This is a genomic window from Pantoea phytostimulans (genome assembly GCF_046118715.1).
Lineage (GTDB): Bacteria > Pseudomonadota > Gammaproteobacteria > Enterobacterales > Enterobacteriaceae > Pantoea > Pantoea phytostimulans.
In genome coordinates, this window is record NZ_CP173698.1 from 627,608 (window position 1) to 646,877 (window position 19,270).

The window sequence follows — 19,270 nt, forward strand, 5'->3', positions numbered from 1 at the left end:
TTAACAGAAGCGACTCTTTTCATTACCGTTTGGCTTTGCGTATAATAACGATATTACTTAATTAGATGTCTAACCATTAGGGTGCTAATTTTTGACGCAGCACAATCAGACTTTCACTCGTTTACTTTATCTCACCGCTCACGCGTGGCGCCTGGCTGTTGATCGTCATCTGAAAGACAGCGGTTTAAGCATGAGTAGCTGGATGGCGATTGGTATTATTGCCAGTGAGCCGGGTCGCCTGACGCAAACTGAGTTAGCCCAACTGTTAGGACTGGAAGACGCCAGCATGGTGCCGCTGGTTGATCGTCTGGTGAAGCAAGAGTTGCTGTCACGCGTTCAGCCACCCGAAGATCGCCGCAAACGTCATCTGGTGTTAACCGAAAAAGGCAATCACGCTTTCGCGAAGGTCAAAGACCAGGCCGATCCGCTGCGTGCCGCGTTGTTAGCGGATATTGATCCGCAAGAGTTAGCCGTGACGGAACGCGTGTTAGAGCAGCTGTTGGCGCGCCTGGGAACCATGTAATCATGGCCCGGCGTAATCCCTATGCCGCACGTGAATGGCTGCCGCATGAAAAACCGATGCTGCCGGGCTCGCCGTCAACACCGCTGCATTCAACACCTAAACGTATCGCTTTTGGCCTGATTGGCCTGCTGATTTCTCTGACTGGCGCGCTGAGCAATGCGCTAGTTACCGCCAACCTCACCAACCTTCAAGGCACCTTCGGCGCCTATTCTAACGAAATTGCCTGGTTACCCGCGGTCTATGTGATGGGGAATATCTCCATCAACCTGCTGCTGGTGAAATTCCGTCAGCAATTCGGGCTGCGCGTCTTTACTGAAGCATTTTTGGTGCTTTATGTCCTGGTGGCCTTTTTTCACCTGTTTGCCAACGATCTCGCTTCAGCGATCATCGTGCGTACTGCTCATGGCATGGTCGGTGCCGCGCTGAGTTCGCTGGGTATCTATTACCAAATTCAGGCGTGGCCAGCGAAACACCGCATGAAGGCGCTGGTGATTGGATTAACCGCATCGCAGTTAGCAATTCCACTGGCCCGACTCTTTTCCAGCGAGCTTTTGCAACTGGACGAATGGCGTGGGCTTTATCTGTTCGAACTGGGGCTGGCGCTGATTGCGCTGGGTTGCGTGCTGGTGGTAAAGCTGCCGCCCGGCGACCGTATCAAAGCCTTTGAAAAAATGGATTTTGTCACCTTTATTCTGCTGGCACCGGGCATGGCGCTGCTGTGTGGCGTGCTCTCTTTAGGCCGTATTGAATGGTGGTTTACCACGCCGTGGCTGGGTATTTGCACCGCCATTGCGCTCACGCTGATCGTGGCGGCCTTTGTCATTGAGCATAATCGGCGCAATCCATTAATTAATACTCGCTGGATCAGCAGCGGCATGATGATACGTCTCGGTATCGTGATGATCATGATGCGTATCGTCCTGGCGGAGCAGAACACTGGCGCAATCGGCTTTTTACAGCAAATCGGTTTGCTTAACGATCAGATGCGCGGCCTGGCGCTGGCGATTATCTCTGGCGTCATTGTTGGCATTGTCGCCAGCGCGCTGACCATCAAACCAACCCATCTCAACTGGCCGATTGTCACTTCGCTGGTGGTGATGATTATCGCCTCGCTAATGGATGCGCAATCCAGTCCGCTGACGCGCGGTAATAATATGTATTTCAGTCAATTCCTGTTGGGTTTCGGCAGCGCCTTTTTCCTTGCACCGGCGTTGCTGATTGGTATGGGCAGCGTGGTGACGCAACCCAAAAACCTGGTCAGCTTTGTTGTGCTGTTCGGCATGAGTCAAAACCTGGGCGGCTTGATTGGCTCGGCGATCCTCGGCACCTTTCAGGTTTGGCGTGAGAAATACCACTCCAGTCTACTGGCCGACAAATTATCGCTGCTCGATCCCAACGTGACTGAACGCCTTAATCAATATAATGCGCTCTACAACAACCTGGTCGGTGACAGCGTTTTGCGCGGTGCGCAGAGCACCAGCCAACTGCAAACGGTGGCGACGCTACAATCAAATGTACTGGCCTATAATGACACCTATTTATTAACTGCTGCGCTGGCATTGACTACCCTGATGTGGGTGCTGTGGCGCTTAACCCGACGCCGTTTTCTGGACTGGCGACAAGCAAAATATAACCGGCGTGAGCAGCAACTTGCCGCCTTACAAGAACGAACGGAGCAACAATGAGTCAGCAGGATGAACTTCAGGCTGCAGAACGCGAACGCGCGAATCGTCGCCGTATTCTTTCTATCGCCGCCGGAGGCGGCATTGTGGTGTTGGGTGTGCTGGTGATCCTTTACGCCTGGCAACTGTGGCCCTTTACCAGTTCCGTGCAAAGCACCGAAAATGCCTATGTGCGCGGGCAAGTCACCTTTATCAGTCCACAGGTCAGCGGTTATCTCACCAGCGTTGATGTTATCGATCTCCAACCGGTGAAAAAGGGCCAGTTGCTGATGACGATTGATGACCGAATTTATCGTCAGCGCGTGCATCAGGCTCAGGCGCAGCTGGCAATGAAGCAGGCCGCACTGAAAAATAACCAACAACAACGTCGAAGTGCAGAAGCGACGATTCAGAGCAATAAAGCCGCGCTGGAAAATGCCAAAGCGCAAGCACTGAAAAGCGGCTTTGATCTCAAACGCGTTGAAAACCTGACGGCGGATGGTTCGCTTTCAGTGCGAGAGCGTGATGCCGCACGAGCCGCTAATGCACAAGCGCAGGCGCAGGTGCGCCAGGCTGATGCGCAAGTAGCGGTAGCGCAACAGAATCTGCAAACGGTGATTGTAAATCGCGCCTCGCTGGAAGGCGATGTCGCCAGCGCGCAAGCCGCACTGGAACTGGCGGATATCGATCTGGCTAACACCCGCATTATCGCGCCAGATCATGGTCAGCTTGGTCAGCTTTCGGTGCGCAAAGGCGCATACGTTACTGCGGGTACACGTCTGACTTCGGTGGTGCCGAATATTAAATGGATCATCGCCAATATGAAGGAGACGCAGCTGGCACGCATTCGGCCTGGTTTGCCGGTAAATATTCGCGTGGATGCCCTCGACGGCAAACACTTTGATGGCCGCGTTGAGTACATTTCACCGGCAGCGGGTTCAGAATTCAGCGCCATTTCACCTGATAATGCCACCGGCAACTTTGTGAAAATTGCCCAGCGTATCCCGGTGCGGATTCGTATTGATTCAACAGATATTGAGCAGTTGCGTCCCGGCATGTCAGTGGAAGTCAGTATTGATACTGATGCGCCAGTAAAAGATGAGGCGACGCCATGATGCGTCGTAGCGTGCTGGCCAGCATGTTGGCGATGACATTAGCGGGTTGTGCCACACAGGTTGAAAAAGCGCCGTCATCATTGCCCATTCCGACGGCGTGGCGTGAACAGGTTGGTCCATCATCGACCGTAGAAGCAGAGTGGTGGCGCGCTTTTGGGGATGAAAATCTCAATCGGTTGGTGACGCAATCGCTGCGCAATAATCCCGATATCTTGATTGCCCGATCGCGCGTCGATCAATATCGTGCCCAACTGCGCGCGGCGCAGGGCGATAACTTTCCCACGCTCAGCGCGGGCGTCGCGGCAACGCGTGAACGTACGCTCTCATCCGTTACCGGACAGCCCTATGAAACAGCCGTGTTTCAGGGATTATTACAAGCCAATTACGATGTCGATTTGTGGGGCGCACGCAGCAGTTCCATCGCCGCGTCACAGGCTTCACTGGAGGCACAGCGTGCCGCCGCCTCTGCGGCTGAATTAACCATCGCCAGCTCGGTGGCTTCGGGTTATCTCACGCTGTGCGCACTGGATGAACAGCTGCGCGTGACCGAAGCGACGCTGGAAACGCGTGGCAATTCGCTGAAACTGGCGCAGCGCCAGTACGAAACAGGCTATACCTCGCGGCTTGAATGGATGCAGGCCGCATCAGAATATCAATCTGCCAAAGCGCAAGTGCCGCAGTTACAACATCAAATCGGACAGCAGGAGAATGCACTCAGTATTTTGGTCGGCATGAATCCGCGTGAGATTGCGCGTCGTCCTGAGTTTACGCAGATTTCGCCACAGCAGATGCCCAATTTGTTGCCCTCACAGCTGATGAATCGCCGGCCTGATATTGTTCAGGCGCAGCGCCAGTTACTGGCTGCCGATGCAAGCCTCGAATCATCAAAAGCAGATCTGCTGCCCAATCTCAATCTGACGGCAACCGGCACTATGCAGAGTTCAATATTGCATCAGCTGGTAGACAATCCGTTCCGTCTCTGGAGCATTGGCGGCAGCGTGCTGGCGCCGCTTCTGAACCGTGAAGCGTTAACCGCGCAGGTTGATGTCTCAATGGCGACGCGCAACCAGGCGCTGTATAGCTATGAAAAAGTGGTTCGCAACGCGTTCTCAGAAGTGAATGATGCAATGGATGCCATTCGCCAGGGTGAAGCACAGCAAGAAGAGCTGCAAAAGCAGGAGAAATATGTTGCCGAAGCGCTGCGCATTGCCAGCAATCGTTATCAGAATGGCTACGCCTCTTATCTGGATGAACTTGACGCTCAGCGCACGTTGTTCAGTACTCAGCTCAATTTAGTCACGGTTAAAAACAATCTGTTGTTGGCGCAAATTGATCTTTATCGCGCGTTAGGCGGCGGCTGGCAGGTTAATCCATCGCATCCGTAATCTAAGCAGTAGAACATTACGCAATAATCAAAGCGGGCAGAAAAGGCCAGACTGAGTCAGCAACGGGCAAAACAGAGCGCTATCAATAGCTTTTGTTAATCAGGGCCGCCTTTTCTGCCACAAACCCTGTTTTTTTATCCTTTCATCGATCCAGCTGTGAGTAAAATAGTCGTGTAAAAAAACGGCTATATTCTTCAGCCCAAACGCGACTTAACTCTCCTCTCTATTACGCAAATAACGGCAATTTACGCGTTATGCTTCGTCTTACGCGTCTTTATAAAAGGTGTTATCATGCGCCGGTTTTTACACAGCCTGAACGGAAAAATGCACATTCAGTGACGTTTGTGTGGGGCAGTTGTTTATTTTAACTGCCTGAAATAACAGGGAAATAAAAAAGGAAAATCATGAAGCTTAACACTATTTTGATGCTGGCGCTGACCGCCACTTTATTAACGGGCTGCGCCGGTACCGCACCGATTCATAATGTGAATCAATCATTGTCACAACGCTACACCGATAATCAAATGAAAGTGGCGATAATTGAGGCGGGCATTGGTCGTAAATGGGTGATGACACCTGTCGCACCGGGCATCCTTAATGGCCGACTGTCTCAGCGCGGTTTCACCGCCAATATTCGCGTTACTTATACCGATCAAAGCTATAGAATTCAGTACGTTAGCAGCGAAAATCTGAAAGCGGAAAACGGTAAAATTCACGGTAACTATAACCGCTGGATTAATAATCTGGATCAAGATATTCAGCTGCGTCTGGCGGCACAAAGTATTAAATAGTGCCTTGAATACCTTGTGTGTCATCACGGAATTAACGTAATAACACGCAAGGTAATAAAGAAATAAACCTGTCTGCCGACAAATCAGATGTCCTACTCTTGCTGTCCGTAGGGTAAACCCATACCGTGATGGACCACGTCAGACGTCGCCAGGTATTTCAGGGATGATTCTTTGCTTACGCAGGGAAGGGAGTTGACGATCCCATGGACGGCAATTCCACCAAGCTTATAAAAGAACGCTGGTATGAAACTCGCTTATTCGCTAATTGATTGGCATGCCCTGGCACCGGGGTTAGCCGAACGTGAAGCCTGGCATCGTTGGGCGCAGCACGCTGCCACCATCGACAGCACACAATCGCTTGCTAAGCCGCAGCATCTTCCGATGATGACTGCGCGGCGTCTGAGCGGCGGAAGTCGTGCAGCGGTTGAAAGTGGTTTAGTGCTGCTGGCGCGCCAACGTGTCGATGCCATCGTCTTTACCAGTCGCCATGGCGAACTGGAGCGGAACCTGCGGATACTTACCACGTTGGCGGAGCGGCAGGCGTTGTCGCCCACTGATTTTGCGATGTCGGTGCATAATTCTGCTGTTGGCAGCCTGACTATCGCAGCAAAAAAGCCGCTGGTTTCCACCTCTATTTCTGCTGGCATCGACTCCTTTCAGCAAGGATTACTTGAAGTCAGCGCACTGCATCAGGCTGGGTATCAGCAGGTGTTGCTGGTCGACTTTGATGGCACCATTCCTGATTATTATTTGCCGTGGCTACCGGAAGCAGGCTGCAACGCACCTTATGCAGTGGCGCTGCTGCTTGCGGCTGGCAGCATGTTGCAATGCACCACCACCCTGAATACCGAGCCGGTTTCGCAGCCGATGCTGCCGCAGAGCCTTGAATTTCTGCATAACGTGCTGGCGCAGGGCAACAGCTTCACCCTTCAGGGTGAACGTCTTAACTGGCATTGGGTGAATTCACATGACTGATTCTTCTCTGTCGCTGCGCCATGGCCGGCCCGGGTTTAACTATTACTGGCGCCTGGTTATGACTGCCGTCAGCTTTACACTGTTTAGCGTGGGCGGTCTGCTGATGTCATTGACGTGGTTTAATCTGCTGTTGCTGATCCAGCGCGACAAACATCGCCGCCGCCGTATCGCGCGCGCCAGCATCGCCTGGAGTTTTCGCTGTTTCCTGCGCTTCTGCCGTTTTGTCGGCGTTTACGACTATCACATTGAGGGCGCCGATCAGCTCCGTCGCGATCGTGGCTGCTTAATCGTCGCCAATCATCCTTCACTGATCGATTACGTGATGATCGCCTCGGTACTGCCGGAAATGGATTGTTTAGTGAAAGCGGAGCTGCAAAAAAACTTTTTCCTGCGAGGCGTCATTCGCGCCGCAGATTACCTGATAAACAGTGAAGCGGAGACGCTGCTACCCGACAGCCAACAGCGACTGGCGCGTGGCGATACCCTTTTGATCTTCCCGGAAGGAACGCGCACGCGTCATGGCGAAGCACTAAAGCTGCAACGCGGTGCCGCCAACATCGCGGTGCGCGCGGGCTGCGATTTACGCGTAGTCCACATTACCTGTACTCAGCGTATGCTCGATAAACAGAGCCGCTGGTATCAAATCCCGCCGGTAAAACCTGTGTTTACCGTGCGCGTACATGCGCGAATCGACAGCACGTCGTTTGGCGAAAGCAACCAAGATGCGCAGCCATTAGCTGCACGTCGACTGACCCGCCATTTGCAGCAGGCGCTGGTTCCCCAAGATGTGTAATGCGGAAAACGGTATGGACTCATTAATCAACGATATCAAACAGATGATCATCGATACGCTGAACCTTGAAGATGTCGACCTCGACGATATCGACACAGAGGCCCCGCTCTTTGGTGACGGGCTTGGACTCGATTCCATTGATGCGTTGGAACTCGGGCTGGCGGTAAAAAATCGCTATGGCGTGGCACTTTCCGCCGAGAGCGAAACCCTGCGTGCGCACTTTTTTTCTGTTGCCTCTTTGGCGGCGTTCGTGAACCAACAACGCGCCTGATCGCTGAGACAAAATTATGATGAACAAAGATGAAATTTATCAGGAAGTCGCCTCATTGCTGACTAACCTGTTTGAAATTGAGGCGGATGACATTCGCCCGGACGCACGCCTTTACGAAGATTTGGAACTCGACAGCATTGATGCGGTTGATATGGTGGTTCACCTGCAAAAACGTACTGGCCGTAAAATCAAACCAGAAACTTTCCGTTCGGTACGTACCGTGCAGGATGTGGTGGATGCGGTAGAACAGTTGATGCGCGAAGGCGCCTGATTTCAACATGCATGCTGCGCTACGCCTGATCAACCTTCTCACGCTGTTGGCTTGGCCTTTTTTGGTCTGGTTGGCGCTGACTCAACCACAATGGCATGCGCTGTTCTGGTTACTGGCCGCGCTGTTCGGTCTGCGTTGGTTTATCCTGCGTCGGCAGAAAACCGCATTTAACAACGTGATGGGCTGGCTGGCTCTACTCGGCGCGCTGCTGTGTATCAGCAGCATGACGTTGCGCAGTCAGCATCTGCTGTTGTGGTATCCGGTGGCGGTCAACCTGGCCATGCTGATCATATTTGGCGTGTCATTATGGAGCAGCATGCCGCTGGTTGAACGACTTGCGCGACTGCGTGAATCCACGCTGCCGCCGCAGGCCGTGCGCTATACGCGACGCGTCACGCAAGTCTGGTGCCTGTTTTTTATCTTTAACGGCAGCATAGCGCTGAGCACCTGTTTGATGGGAAATCTTCGCCTGTGGACGCTCTGGAATGGCGGCATCAGCTATCTGTTGATGGGCGCGCTGATGAGCGCCGAATGGCTGGTACGCCAGCGCGTGAGACGCAAAGCATGATCGCACAACCCATTGCTGCGTGGCTAACCAGCGAGGATCGCGAAGTGGCGTGGCGTGGCGATCACACATTGATGCTGAGCACGCTGCGCCGTCAGGTATTGTCGCTTAGCCAGACGTTGCGGAGGCAGCCCGGCACGCAGTGGGCGCTCTGTTTTGATGACAGCTACCGATTTTGCGTCGCGCTGCTGGCAACCTGGTACGCGGAAAAAACACCGGTGATCCCGGGCCATTGTCGCGCTGCGCAGCTCAATGAAATGGGCGATGCGCTGGATGGCGTGATCAGCGATCTGCCTTTAGATATTCATTTGCCGTTGCAACGCTGGCAGGATGATGAAGCTGAAGGTGAACTTCCCGCTTTGCCCACCGATGCCGCGCTGGTGCTGTTTACCTCAGGTTCAACCGGCGCGCCACGTCGTGTCGTAAAATCACTGGCGGTGTTGGAGCAGGAGTCGCGCTGGCTGGTTGCGCTCTGGGGTGAAAGGCTCACAGATTGCCGCATCCTTGCTTCGGTCAGTCATCAACATCTTTATGGCTTAACCTTTCGCATCATATTGCCTATGGCGTTGGGTCAACCCTTTGCGGCGCAGCAGCTATTCTACAGTGAACAACTGGTTGAACAGCTTCGGCACCCAGATTATCGCCACGCTTTAATCAGTAGCCCCGCATTTTTGCGCCGCCTGGATGATCACTTCCCTGTAGCCGCCTGCACGTTGATTGTTTCAGCGGGCGGGGCGCTGGCCTGGCAGGATGCGCAACATACCCAGCAGACAATGCATTGTCCGGTGAGTGAAATATACGGCAGCACGGAAACCGGCGTGATCGCCTGGCGGCAGCGCGATTCGGACGCCGCAGCCTGGATCTGTTTTCCTGGCGTCAGGCTACAACAGATCGACAATGATCGTTGGCAAGTCTCTTCCGCTCTGATTGAAAACGCTGCAGGTTGGCAGCTCGACGATCGCTTGCAGGTTGATGCCGCAGGCCACGTTCAGATAACCGGTCGCCACGATCGCATCGTAAAAATTGAAGATAAACGCATTTCGCTGAGTGAAATCGAACGGCGTTTAATGGCGCTGCCCGGTGTCGTCGATGCCGCCGCGCTGGCTATTACGCGCCACGATCGCCAGGGTATTGGCGTGGTGCTGGCGTTGGCGACGCCGCTTGATGATCATCAGCTAGCGGCGCAGAAAAAACGCTGGAAGCAGCATCTGCAACCTTTGCTGGAGTCGGTGGCGCTGCCGCGTTACTGGCGTGTGGTGGCGACCATTCCCGTCACCACACAAAGCAAACGCGCCTGGCCACAAATTGAGGAGCTTTTTCATGTTGCCGGTTGAACGCAGCCGCCAGATTCAGGACAACAGCGTAACCCTAACGCTATATATCGCTACCGATCTGTTCTGGTTTCAAGGGCATTTCCCCACGTTGCCGATTCTGCCTGGCGTAGCGCAACTCGATTGGGTTATGCATTACGCGGTGCAGTGTCTGGCACCCGGCAAACAGTTTGCTGCGGTCGAAAACATCAAATTTCAACAGCCGGTAGCGCCGGATTCGCTGTTGCAACTGCATATTGAGTGGGATGCGACGAAATCCCGCCTCAGCTTTTGTTACAGCCTGCTGCGTGACGGTAACGCGCTGAGCGCCAGCAGCGGAAAAATTCAGCTGTGTTAACACCTCAATTTTCGTCTGACTTCTCACCGTGCGTGGTGATTCCCTGCTACAACCACGGCGCGATGATGGCTTCAGTGCTGGCACGGTTGGCACCTTTTAACCTGCCCGTGATCATTGTGGATGACGGCAGCGAAGCCAGCACCCAACAGCAACTGGAAAGCGTGCGGGCTGAACAGATCACCGTACTGCGTTTAACGCACAATCAGGGCAAAGGTGCGGCGGTGATACAGGGACTGCGAGCTGCCGCTGCGCAGGGTTTTACCCATGCGCTGCAGTTGGATGCCGATGGACAGCACCAGATTGAAGATTGCCCAGCCATGCTGGCGGAAGCGCGGCGTTATCCTGAATGTTTGATCTCCGGTAAGCCGCTGTACGACAGTTCGATCCCCAAGTCACGTTTATATGGGCGCTACATCACCCATTTTTGGGTGTGGATCGAAACGCTGTCGTTTTCGATCAAAGACAGCATGTGCGGCTTTCGCGTCTACCCGTTATCGCCAACGTTGGCGCTGTGCGATCAGCGTGCGATCGGTCAGCGCATGGATTTTGACACTGAAATCATGGTGCGACTCTATTGGCAGGGCACACCAAGCCGCTTTCTCACCACGCGTGTGACTTACCCAGAAACCGGAGTGTCACACTTTGATGCGCTGTATGACAATCTGCGCATCTCCTGGATGCATACGCGCTTGTTTTTCGGCATGTTGCCGCGCATTCCGCGTCTGGTAAACATGCGTCGCCAGCAAAAACATTGGTCCGGCGAACCGGAGCGCCGTGGGCAAGTAGGTCTGCGCTTCATGCTGGCAGTTTATCGTCGCTGTGGCCGCTTACCTTTTCTAATACTGCTGTGGCCGGTGGTGGCGGTTTACTGGCTGAGCGGACAGCGCGCCCGTCACGCTTCACAGCAATGGATCACGCGAGTCAGTGATTACGCCAGCCAACAGCAGGTTGCACTGCCCAAACCGCTTAACAGCTATCGCCACTTTTTGCGATTTGCTGAAGCGATGCTGGATAAGGTAGCCAGCTGGCGTGGCGATTTGCGTTGGGGACGCGATATCGATTTTGCGCCAGGTGCAGAAGCGGTGATCCGTGCGCCCGGCGAACGCGGAAAGCTGATTCTTGCCTCGCATCTGGGTGATATCGAAGCCTGCCGCGCCATGGCAAAACAGGTCAGCGGCATGGTGATTAACGCCTTGGTATTCACTGACAATGCCCAACGTTTCCGTGCGGTGCTGGAAACTATCGCGCCAGACGCGGGCGTTAATTTGCTGCCGGTTAGCGATATCGGCCCGGAAACAGCCATTCTGCTGCAACAAAAGCTGGATGCGGGCGAATGGATTGCTATCGTCGGCGATCGTACCGCCGTTAACCGCCAGCGCGGCGGGGAGCGTCGCGTAGTCTGGAGCGCGTTTTTGGGTCGTCCCGCACCCTTTCCCCAAGGCCCGTTTGTGTTAGCTGCTGCGCTGCGCTGCCCGGTGCTGTTGATGTTCGCCTTGCGCCAGCAGGGTAAGTTACAGATTCATTGCGAACCTTTTGCCGATCCGCTGCTGCTGCCACGCGCACAGCGTCAACAGGCGCTACAGGTCACGGTTGATCGCTATGCGGATCGTCTGGCGCACCATGCACTGCTGGCACCGCTCGACTGGTTTAACTTTTTCGATTTCTGGACGTTGCCCGATGATCGGGTGCGCCATGAGGAGTCCGACAATGCCTGATCACCTGCATACCGTGGAAGTCGCGCTCACGGTCTCTTTTCACGACTGCGATCCGATGGGCGTGGTCTGGCACGGTAACTACTTCCGTTATTTCGAAGTGGCCCGTGAAGCGCTGCTGCGCAGCATTAATTACAGCTACAGCGAAATGGCGGCCAGCGGCTACATCTGGCCGGTGGTCGACACCCGCGTTAAGTATCGCCAGCCGCTGCGCTGTGAGGAACCGATCACCGTCAGCGCCAGCATCACCGAATATGAAAACCGGTTACGCATCGACTACCAGGTCCGCAATGCGGCAGGGGAGATCACCACCAAAGCGCACACTTTGCAGGTTGCGGTGGAGCAGGCAACAGAAACCTTATGCTTTGTGACGCCCGATATTTTGCTGGAACGCCTGGGGGTGAAAGAATGCTAAAAATTATCGTTGCCAGTTTGCTACTGTGGGCCAGCGCGGCCAGCGCCGTCACGCTGGAACAGTTACAACAGCGCTTTGCCAGCCAACCGATCATTCGCGCAGATTTTGTTCAAACACGCACCATTTCCGGCATGGCGCAGCCGCTGGTATCACATGGCAACCTGCTGATCGCGCAACAACAAGGACTGTGGTGGCATCAAAGTACGCCGTTTGTCATGACGCTGCTGCTTGATGATAAGCGCATGGTACAAACGCTGAATAATCAGCCGCCGCAAGTCATCACTTCAGACAGTAATCCACAAATGTTCCAGTTCAATCATTTGTTGCGCGCGCTGTTTCAGGCAGATGAGAAAGTCTTGAAAGAGAACTTTACGCTCGATTTTCAGGACAAAGGCAACCAGCGCTGGACGCTGGGACTCACGCCTAAAGCCGCGCCGCTTAACATGATATTTAATCGTATCGATCTGGCTGGCAGCGAATTTCTCGAACGTATCGATTTGGATGACAAGCAGGGTGATAAGACCCACATTCAACTCAGCAACACGCGCATTAAGCCGCCGCAATTAAGTGACGAGGAGCGCACACGTTTTGCCGGGCCGTAATGATAAATTCTTCGCCGCGCTGTGGTTAGTGGTTTGCATGGTGTTAGCTGTCGCCTTGGTGCTGCTGTTGCCGCGCAGCCATCTCAACAGCAGCGTACTGGCGTTGTTGCCGCAGCAAAACCTCGGTGCCGCGCCTGCTGAGTTGCAGGAAGGGTTTATGCAGCGGCTGGATCGACAAATGGTCTGGCTGGTATTACCAGGAAAAACCGACGATCCAGAGGTGGCGCGCTGGTGGCTTGAGCAATTACGCGCTTTGCCTGCACTCAAACAGGTGCAGGGCGATCTCAATGAAAATCAGCAGCAGCAGTGGGGCCGTTTTGCCTGGCAACATCGTAACGGCCTGATTGATGATGCAACCCGTGCACGATTGCAAAACGGCGGCGATGCGCAAGCTGATTGGCTGTTAGGCCAACTCTTTTCCGCCTTTTCTGGGGTGGGCAGCAAGGAGTTACAAAACGATCCGCTGATGCTGGTACGAGGCTCACAGCTGGCACTTCAGCAAAATGCCGATCGCATGATGCTGCACAATGGCTGGCTAACGGTGCAGGATAAGCAAGGCCAACGCGGCTATTTCCTGCATGGCGAACTGGCAAATAATGCGTTTAGCATTACGCAGAGCCATCAACTTGTGTCGCAACTCAGGCAGCTTGAAAAAGCGCTAAAACAGCGCTGGCCGCAGGCACAACTGCTGACGCGCGGCACAGTACTGTTCAGTGATGATGCCAGCCAGCGTGCGCAACACGATGTTGAAACACTCGGCACAATAACCTTGGGCGGCGTGTTGATACTGGTGCTGTTGGTGTTCCGCTCGTTGCGCCCATTGCTGCTATGCCTCGCATCGGTCGCCATTGGCGCGATGGCGGGCACGGTCGCCACGCTGCTCTGTTTTGGCGAGCTGCACATCATGACGCTGGTGATGAGCCTGAGCATTGTCGGCATCTCTGCCGATTACACGCTCTACTACCTCACCGAACGCATGGTACATGGTGAACACGCCACGCCGTGGCAGAGTCTACGCAAAGTGCGCGGTACGCTGCTGCTGGCGTTAGCCACCACCGCGATTGCCTGGCTATTAATGCTGCTGGCGCCTTTTCCGGGTCTGCGTCAGTTGGCGGTTTTTGCGGCCAGCGGTTTAACGGCATCCTGTTTAACGGTGATTTTTCTCTATCCGTGGTTGGTGCGCGGTTTACCGGTTCGTCCTGTGCCGTTGATGGTGCCGCTTGCGCGCTGGTTAGCCGCGTGGCGTCGCCGCAAAGCGTTGCGAATTGGCTTGCCGCTGGCGATGGCGGTTTACGCGCTGGGCGGTATGGTGCAATTAAAGGTGGATGATGATATTGCCCATCTACAAAGCGCGCCGGCCCATCTGCTCGAACAGGATCGCCAACTGGCGGATTTGACGGGTCAACGCGCCGATCAAACTTGGTTTGTGGTGTGGGGCGATAACGCACAGCAGACGCTGCAGCGTTTAGCGCAGCTGGTGCCAGATTTAAAACAGGCGCAGCAGCAAGGTGCGCTGCAAAACTTCCGTTTACTGCCGTTACGTTCGCTGGAACAGCAGCAACAAGACATTGCTACCCTGCAACAGGCCGCACCGAAGATCGTGGCGCGGCTAAAACAGGCGGGGATCAGCGTGCCCGCACCCGATCTTCAACCGATGACGGTAACGCCAGAAGCCTGGCTAAACAGTCCGCTGAGTGAAGGCTGGCGACTGTTATGGCTGTCGCTGCCTGACGGGCGCAGCGGCGTGCTGGTGCCGACCAGCGGCGTAAAAAATAGCGCGGCGCTCAGTGCGCTGGCGCAAAAATATCCAGGCGTAAGTTGGGTCGATCGTAAGGCCAGCTACGATACGCTTTTCAGCTTCTGGCGCTCGCTGTTGAGCGGCTTACTGTTGCTGGCGTTAGCGCTGATTGCGCTGAGCTACGTGCTGCGTTTAGGCCTTAAAGCGGGTTTGCGCAGTGCATTACCTTCATTGCTGTCGCTGGCAACCGCGTTGGCAACGTTGGGCTGGATGGGCGCGTCGTTGAATCTGTTCGCGCTGCTGGCATTGATTCTGGTGCTGGGCATTGGCATTAATTACACCTTGTTCTTTAGCAATCCGCAGGGTACGCCGCTGACTTCACTGTTGGCGGTCTCGCTGGCGATGATGACAACGTTGCTGACGTTGGGCATGTTGGTTTTCAGCAGCACCAGCGCCATTACTGGTTTTGGCACCGTGTTGTGCAGCGGTATTTTTAGCGCCTTTCTGCTCTCACCGCTGGCCATGCGGCCCACTAAATTGAGGAAAAAAAGATGATTCGCGCAGCGATGATGTTGATATTCAGTCTGTTGCTCAGCGCCTGCGCCAGCCCTAAGCCAGATAATACGCAGCCTACCGCCTGGCTGAAGCCTGGCGTGAAGATTATGCTGCCACCGCCGGGCATCACGCCTGCATTTCAACAGCAGCAACTCTTAACCGGCCAAATAAAAGGAACCCGCCAGTCGCTGCTGGTGTTGCTGAGCGCCGATGCGCAGAAAATAGAATTAGCGGGCTTATCATCGGTGGGGATTCGCTTGTTCCGTGTCAGTTACGATGCCAGGGGCATTCATACGCAACAGCTGATGCCGCTGCCCAATATGCCGCCCGCCAGTCAGGTATTGGCCGATATTATGTTGAGTCACTGGCCGATTGCGGTATGGCAAAAACAGCTGCCGCGCGGCTGGACGCTACAAGACAAAGGATTGAAGCGCGTGCTGCGAGATGCCGATAACCAGGTCGTGACGGAGATTACCTATCTACAACGCGGCGAGCGACGTGAGCCGATCACCCTTCAGCAGCACGCGTTTGGTTACCTGATTCAAATTCAACATTTGGATGCATCATGATCTACATTTCTGCATTCGGGATGCTCAATGCGCTTGGGAACAATAATCAGCAGATTGCCGCGAACCTGATCAGCGGCATTGCGCCTGGTATGCGTGAGCATGAAGGCTGGCTAACGTCAGGCAAACGCTGCTGGCTGGGTGCGGTAGAGGCCAGGTTGCCTGCTATACCCGCTGCCTTTGCTGCGCATGACACCCGTAATAATCAGCTGCTGCTGGCGGCGTTAGCGCAAATTCGTCCAGCGCTGGATGCTGCTGTTGCGAAATATGGTGTCGATCGCGTTGCGATAGTGTTGGGAACCAGCACCTCGGGTGTTGACGAAGGCGATCAGCAGATTCGTGGTGATCGCCAGCGCTACCATTACCAGATGCAAGAATTGGGCGATCCATCGCGCTTTCTGGCGCAATATCTGCAACTCAATGGACCAGCCTATACCATCTCCACCGCCTGCTCTTCCAGCGCTCGTGCGCTGATCAGCGGCGAACGTTTGATTGCTGCAGGGTTGGCGGATGTTGCCCTGGTAGGCGGTGCAGATTCACTAAGCCGCATGCCGGTTAACGGCTTCGCCAGTCTCGAATCACTTTCTGAACGCCGCTGCGTGCCGTTTAGCCGTGAGCGCGATGGCATTTCGGTTGGTGAGGGGGCCGCGCTGATGCTGTTAACGCGAGAACCGCAGCCGTTAGCGCTGTTGGGCGCGGGTGAATCTTCAGATGCCTGGCATATGTCTGCGCCGCATCCAGAAGGAGAGGGCGCAGAGCGCGCCATGCGCATGGCGCTGCAACAGGCGGGATTAGCGCCGCAGGATATCGGCTACATCAACCTGCATGGCACCGCGACGCCGCTTAACGATCAGATGGAAGCGTTAGTGATCCATCGCCTGTTTGGCAGTGATGTACCCTGCAGTTCGACGAAACACCTTACCGGGCACACGCTCGGTGCAGCGGGCGTGTGCGAAGCCGCGCTCAGCGCGTTGATTCTCAGCGAGAATCTGCCGTTGCCGGCGCAAGATTTTTCTGTCGCCGCTCGCGACGAAAGCCTGGCAGAGTGCGGCCTGCTGCTGCACTCTCAGCCGCTGGCGCGTCCGATTATCGCGTCCAACTCGTTTGCTTTCGGTGGCAATAATACCTGTTTAATTTTGGGACGGTGCGATGACAATTAAGGGTTGTGCTGCGGATTTTTTGCCGCATGAAACGCCTATGGTGCTGGTCGAACAGCTGATTGCGGTGGACGAAGAAAGCGTGCATTGCCGAGTGACAACGGCCAAAACAGGCGTGCTGGCACCTTTTCTTAATCAGCAGGGTGAACTGCCCGCGTGGTTTGGCGTAGAGATCATGGCGCAAACCGTTGGTGTCTGGTCTGGTTGGCAAGCGAAACGTGCCGGAGCAATCCTTATCCACCCAGGCATGCTGTTAGGCGGGCGCGGCTGGCGGGCAACACAGCCCCATTTCCCGGCTAACGCAACGCTGGATATCACTATGCGGCTACTGATGCGCGACGATCGGATGGGCAGTTTTGAGGGCGAAATCCATTATGGCGATCTGCTGCTGGCCAGCGGACGCCTGAATACCTATCAACCGAATGAAGAAGAGCTACAGCAACTGATGTCACAAGGAAATCAGCCATGAGAGGTTCTGTATTGGTAACGGGCGCCAGTAAAGGCATTGGCCGCGCTATCGCGCTGCGCCTGGCGCAGGACGGCTTCGAACTGGTGGTGCATTACAATCGCGACCGTGCTGGCGCTGAACACACATTGCAGCACATCGTGGAGCAGGGTGGAACCGGGCGGGTGCTGGGTTTTGATGTTGCCGATCGCGCCGCGACCCGCAGCGCCTTGGAGGCGGATATTGAGCAGCACGGTGCCTATTACGGCGTTGTCAGCAATGCAGGGATTACCCGGGATGGCGCTTTCCCTGCGCTAACAGAATCTGAGTGGGATGATGTGATTCATACCAATCTCGACAGCTTTTATAATGTGATTCACCCCTGCGTGATGCCCATGATTGGTCTGCGTCGTGGCGGTCGGATCATCACACTGTCGTCGGTTTCTGGCATGATGGGCAATCGCGGCCAGGTCAATTACAGCGCGGCAAAAGCGGGCATCATCGGCGCAACCAAAGCGCTGGCGATTGAACTGGCAAAACGTAAAATCACCGTAAACTGCATCGCGCCCGGCCTGATTGATACCGGCATGGAAGGGCTTGAACCGCGAGTCGTTGAGGAAGCACTGAAAATTATTCCGATGAAACGCATGGGCGCAGCGGATGAAGTGGCGGGATTAGCCAGCTATTTGATGTCTGACATTGCAGGTTATGTCACGCGTCAGGTGATTTCGATTAACGGAGGCATGCTGTGATTCAGCGCGTAGTTGTCACGGGCATGGGCGGTGTCACCGCTTTTGGCGAGCAATGGCAGGCGGTCGCGGCACGTATTCTTGCAGGTAAAAACGCAGTGCGGCAGATGCCGGAATGGCAAGTTTATGATGGGCTGCACACGCTGTTAGGCGCGCCGATTGATGATTTTACCTTGCCTGCGCACTATACCCGTAAACGTATTCGCGCCATGGGCCGCGTCTCGCTGCTGGCTACCCGCGCCACCGAACTGGCTTTGGAACAGGCTGGGCTGATCGATCATCCGGTACTGACCAATGGTGAAACCGGCATTGCTTATGGCTCTTCCACTGGCAGCACCGGGCCGGTGAGCGAATTCGCCACTATGCTGACTGAAAAGCACACCAACAATATTACCGGCACCACCTATGTGCAGATGATGCCGCACACCGCCGCCGTGAATGCCGGTCTGTTTTTTGGTTTACGTGGTCGTGTGATCCCCACTTCCAGCGCCTGTACCTCGGGCAGCCAGGCGATTGGCTATGCGTGGGAAGCGATTCGCCACGGCTACCAAACGGTGATGGTAGCCGGTGGCGCAGAGGAGTTATGTCCTTCTGAAGCGGCGGTATTCGATACGCTATTTGCCACCAGCCAGCGCAATGACGCACCGCAAAGTACCCCTTCGCCATTCGATCAGCATCGTGATGGATTGGTGATTGGCGAAGGTGCGGGTACCTTGATTCTCGAATCGCTGGAACATGCGCAGGCGCGTGGCGCAACAATTTACGCCGAGCTGGTAGGGTTCCACACCAACTGCGATGCGGCACATATTACGCAGCCGCAGCGCGAAACCATGCAAATCTGCATTGAGCGTGCACTGAAAAGTGCCGGGCTGGAAGCCTCACAAATTGGCTATATTAATGCGCACGGCACAGCCACCGATCGGGGTGATATTGCTGAAAGCCTGGCAACTGCAGCCGTGTTTGGCGACCAAACGCCCGTCTCTTCGTTGAAATCCTATTTTGGTCACACGCTGGGCGCGTGCGGTGCGCTGGAAGCCTGGATGAGCATTCAGATGATGCGCGAAGGCTGGTTTGCACCGACGCTGAATCTGACGCAGCCTGCACAAGAATGCGGTGCGCTGGACTACATTATCGGTGAGCCGCGTAAGCTGGAAACCGATTTTATCCAGACCAACAATTTCGCCTTTGGCGGCATTAATACCTCGCTTATCTTCAAACGCTGGCGCGACGCCTGATCAAGTGCGCTGCTTCGGCAGCGCCTTCACTGTTTTTTCATCCGTTATCAGACTGTAAATCCTGCGCTTTAGCATAAG

General features: G+C 54.9%; 21 protein-coding genes. All 21 read left to right on the plus strand.

From position 1 onward, the window contains the following. Positions 1-91: 91 nt before the first annotated feature. The 21 genes from ACF2G4_RS02980 (at position 92) to ACF2G4_RS03080 (ending at position 19,192) form a co-directional block, all read left to right on the plus strand. Positions 92-523, plus strand: a complete 432-nt coding sequence (locus ACF2G4_RS02980) for a MarR family winged helix-turn-helix transcriptional regulator (protein WP_215847125.1) — start codon at positions 92-94, stop codon at positions 521-523. Positions 524-525: 2 nt separating this feature from the next. Further along, a complete protein-coding gene (locus ACF2G4_RS02985) occupies positions 526-2,208 on the plus strand; it encodes an MFS transporter (protein ID WP_215847124.1) in 1,683 nt (560 codons plus the stop codon). After that, positions 2,205-3,299 carry an HlyD family secretion protein gene (locus tag ACF2G4_RS02990; protein WP_243078191.1) on the plus strand — a complete coding sequence of 365 codons (1,095 nt, stop codon included), beginning with the start codon at positions 2,205-2,207 and terminating at the stop codon, positions 3,297-3,299. Before ACF2G4_RS02985 ends, ACF2G4_RS02990 begins: the two co-directional genes overlap by 4 nt. After that, on the plus strand, positions 3,299-4,684 hold the full coding sequence (locus ACF2G4_RS02995; protein ID WP_332628245.1) for an efflux transporter outer membrane subunit: 1,386 nt from the start codon (positions 3,299-3,301) through the stop codon (positions 4,682-4,684). The genes ACF2G4_RS02990 and ACF2G4_RS02995 overlap by 1 nt, the downstream gene beginning before the upstream one ends. Positions 4,685-5,088: 404 nt before the next feature. Next, on the plus strand, positions 5,089-5,475 hold the full coding sequence (locus ACF2G4_RS03000) for a hypothetical protein (protein ID WP_409075485.1): 387 nt from the start codon (positions 5,089-5,091) through the stop codon (positions 5,473-5,475). A 243-nt stretch (positions 5,476-5,718) separates the two neighbouring features. After that, positions 5,719-6,450, plus strand: a complete 732-nt coding sequence (locus tag ACF2G4_RS03005) for a beta-ketoacyl synthase chain length factor (protein ID WP_409075486.1) — start codon at positions 5,719-5,721, stop codon at positions 6,448-6,450. Then, on the plus strand, positions 6,443-7,243 hold the full coding sequence (locus ACF2G4_RS03010) for a 1-acyl-sn-glycerol-3-phosphate acyltransferase (protein ID WP_243078189.1): 801 nt from the start codon (positions 6,443-6,445) through the stop codon (positions 7,241-7,243). Before ACF2G4_RS03005 ends, ACF2G4_RS03010 begins: the two co-directional genes overlap by 8 nt. A gap of 13 nt (positions 7,244-7,256) precedes the next feature. Continuing rightward, positions 7,257-7,514, plus strand: coding sequence for a phosphopantetheine-binding protein (locus ACF2G4_RS03015; RefSeq protein ID WP_332627591.1), 258 nt, complete (start codon positions 7,257-7,259; stop codon positions 7,512-7,514). 16 nt (positions 7,515-7,530) lie between these two features. Next, entirely contained in the window at positions 7,531-7,785 is a 255-nt protein-coding gene (locus tag ACF2G4_RS03020; RefSeq protein WP_332627593.1) for an acyl carrier protein, read from the plus strand. Between the two features lie 7 nt (positions 7,786-7,792). Continuing rightward, the gene (locus ACF2G4_RS03025) at positions 7,793-8,353 is read left to right on the plus strand and encodes a hypothetical protein (protein ID WP_409075487.1); all 561 of its coding nucleotides are present in this window, start codon (positions 7,793-7,795) and stop codon (positions 8,351-8,353) included. Beyond that, entirely contained in the window at positions 8,317-9,684 is a 1,368-nt protein-coding gene (locus ACF2G4_RS03030; protein WP_409075488.1) for an AMP-binding protein, read from the plus strand. The genes ACF2G4_RS03025 and ACF2G4_RS03030 overlap by 37 nt, the downstream gene beginning before the upstream one ends. After that, positions 9,671-10,018, plus strand: a complete 348-nt coding sequence (locus ACF2G4_RS03035; protein WP_409075489.1) for a 3-hydroxyacyl-ACP dehydratase FabZ family protein — start codon at positions 9,671-9,673, stop codon at positions 10,016-10,018. The genes ACF2G4_RS03030 and ACF2G4_RS03035 overlap by 14 nt, the downstream gene beginning before the upstream one ends. Continuing rightward, positions 10,012-11,733 (plus strand): glycosyltransferase family 2 protein, encoded by a 1,722-nt coding sequence (locus ACF2G4_RS03040; protein ID WP_409075490.1) that lies wholly within the window; start codon positions 10,012-10,014, stop codon positions 11,731-11,733. Before ACF2G4_RS03035 ends, ACF2G4_RS03040 begins: the two co-directional genes overlap by 7 nt. Next, positions 11,726-12,145 (plus strand): thioesterase family protein, encoded by a 420-nt coding sequence (locus ACF2G4_RS03045; RefSeq protein ID WP_215847116.1) that lies wholly within the window; start codon positions 11,726-11,728, stop codon positions 12,143-12,145. The genes ACF2G4_RS03040 and ACF2G4_RS03045 overlap by 8 nt, the downstream gene beginning before the upstream one ends. Further along, positions 12,139-12,747, plus strand: coding sequence for an outer membrane lipoprotein carrier protein LolA (locus tag ACF2G4_RS03050; RefSeq protein WP_243078183.1), 609 nt, complete (start codon positions 12,139-12,141; stop codon positions 12,745-12,747). The genes ACF2G4_RS03045 and ACF2G4_RS03050 overlap by 7 nt, the downstream gene beginning before the upstream one ends. Beyond that, the gene (locus tag ACF2G4_RS03055) at positions 12,734-15,040 is read left to right on the plus strand and encodes an MMPL family transporter (RefSeq protein WP_409075491.1); all 2,307 of its coding nucleotides are present in this window, start codon (positions 12,734-12,736) and stop codon (positions 15,038-15,040) included. Before ACF2G4_RS03050 ends, ACF2G4_RS03055 begins: the two co-directional genes overlap by 14 nt. Further along, a complete protein-coding gene (locus ACF2G4_RS03060) occupies positions 15,037-15,609 on the plus strand; it encodes a DUF3261 domain-containing protein (RefSeq protein ID WP_243078181.1) in 573 nt (190 codons plus the stop codon). Before ACF2G4_RS03055 ends, ACF2G4_RS03060 begins: the two co-directional genes overlap by 4 nt. Then, positions 15,606-16,766, plus strand: coding sequence for a beta-ketoacyl-[acyl-carrier-protein] synthase family protein (locus tag ACF2G4_RS03065; RefSeq protein WP_409075492.1), 1,161 nt, complete (start codon positions 15,606-15,608; stop codon positions 16,764-16,766). Before ACF2G4_RS03060 ends, ACF2G4_RS03065 begins: the two co-directional genes overlap by 4 nt. After that, positions 16,756-17,232 carry a hotdog family protein gene (locus tag ACF2G4_RS03070; protein ID WP_243078179.1) on the plus strand — a complete coding sequence of 159 codons (477 nt, stop codon included), beginning with the start codon at positions 16,756-16,758 and terminating at the stop codon, positions 17,230-17,232. Before ACF2G4_RS03065 ends, ACF2G4_RS03070 begins: the two co-directional genes overlap by 11 nt. After that, on the plus strand, positions 17,229-17,960 hold the full coding sequence (locus ACF2G4_RS03075; RefSeq protein WP_409075493.1) for a 3-ketoacyl-ACP reductase FabG2: 732 nt from the start codon (positions 17,229-17,231) through the stop codon (positions 17,958-17,960). Before ACF2G4_RS03070 ends, ACF2G4_RS03075 begins: the two co-directional genes overlap by 4 nt. Further along, positions 17,957-19,192, plus strand: a complete 1,236-nt coding sequence (locus ACF2G4_RS03080) for a beta-ketoacyl-ACP synthase (RefSeq protein WP_215847109.1) — start codon at positions 17,957-17,959, stop codon at positions 19,190-19,192. The genes ACF2G4_RS03075 and ACF2G4_RS03080 overlap by 4 nt, the downstream gene beginning before the upstream one ends. The last annotated feature ends 78 nt before the right edge of the window (positions 19,193-19,270 follow it).

Coding starts and splice junctions, on each gene's coding strand:
- ACF2G4_RS02985 (WP_215847124.1), top strand. CDS start 526: ATGGCCCGGCGTAATCCCTATGCCGCACGTGAATGGCTGCCGCATGAA.
- ACF2G4_RS02990 (WP_243078191.1), top strand. CDS start 2,205: ATGAGTCAGCAGGATGAACTTCAGGCTGCAGAACGCGAACGCGCGAAT.
- ACF2G4_RS02995 (WP_332628245.1), top strand. CDS start 3,299: ATGCGTCGTAGCGTGCTGGCCAGCATGTTGGCGATGACATTAGCGGGT.
- ACF2G4_RS03000 (WP_409075485.1), top strand. CDS start 5,089: ATGAAGCTTAACACTATTTTGATGCTGGCGCTGACCGCCACTTTATTA.
- ACF2G4_RS03005 (WP_409075486.1), top strand. CDS start 5,719: ATGAAACTCGCTTATTCGCTAATTGATTGGCATGCCCTGGCACCGGGG.
- ACF2G4_RS03010 (WP_243078189.1), top strand. CDS start 6,443: ATGACTGATTCTTCTCTGTCGCTGCGCCATGGCCGGCCCGGGTTTAAC.
- ACF2G4_RS03015 (WP_332627591.1), top strand. CDS start 7,257: ATGGACTCATTAATCAACGATATCAAACAGATGATCATCGATACGCTG.
- ACF2G4_RS03020 (WP_332627593.1), top strand. CDS start 7,531: ATGATGAACAAAGATGAAATTTATCAGGAAGTCGCCTCATTGCTGACT.
- ACF2G4_RS03025 (WP_409075487.1), top strand. CDS start 7,793: ATGCATGCTGCGCTACGCCTGATCAACCTTCTCACGCTGTTGGCTTGG.
- ACF2G4_RS03030 (WP_409075488.1), top strand. CDS start 8,317: ATGGCTGGTACGCCAGCGCGTGAGACGCAAAGCATGATCGCACAACCC.
- ACF2G4_RS03035 (WP_409075489.1), top strand. CDS start 9,671: ATGTTGCCGGTTGAACGCAGCCGCCAGATTCAGGACAACAGCGTAACC.
- ACF2G4_RS03045 (WP_215847116.1), top strand. CDS start 11,726: ATGCCTGATCACCTGCATACCGTGGAAGTCGCGCTCACGGTCTCTTTT.
- ACF2G4_RS03050 (WP_243078183.1), top strand. CDS start 12,139: ATGCTAAAAATTATCGTTGCCAGTTTGCTACTGTGGGCCAGCGCGGCC.
- ACF2G4_RS03060 (WP_243078181.1), top strand. CDS start 15,037: ATGATTCGCGCAGCGATGATGTTGATATTCAGTCTGTTGCTCAGCGCC.
- ACF2G4_RS03065 (WP_409075492.1), top strand. CDS start 15,606: ATGATCTACATTTCTGCATTCGGGATGCTCAATGCGCTTGGGAACAAT.
- ACF2G4_RS03070 (WP_243078179.1), top strand. CDS start 16,756: ATGACAATTAAGGGTTGTGCTGCGGATTTTTTGCCGCATGAAACGCCT.
- ACF2G4_RS03075 (WP_409075493.1), top strand. CDS start 17,229: ATGAGAGGTTCTGTATTGGTAACGGGCGCCAGTAAAGGCATTGGCCGC.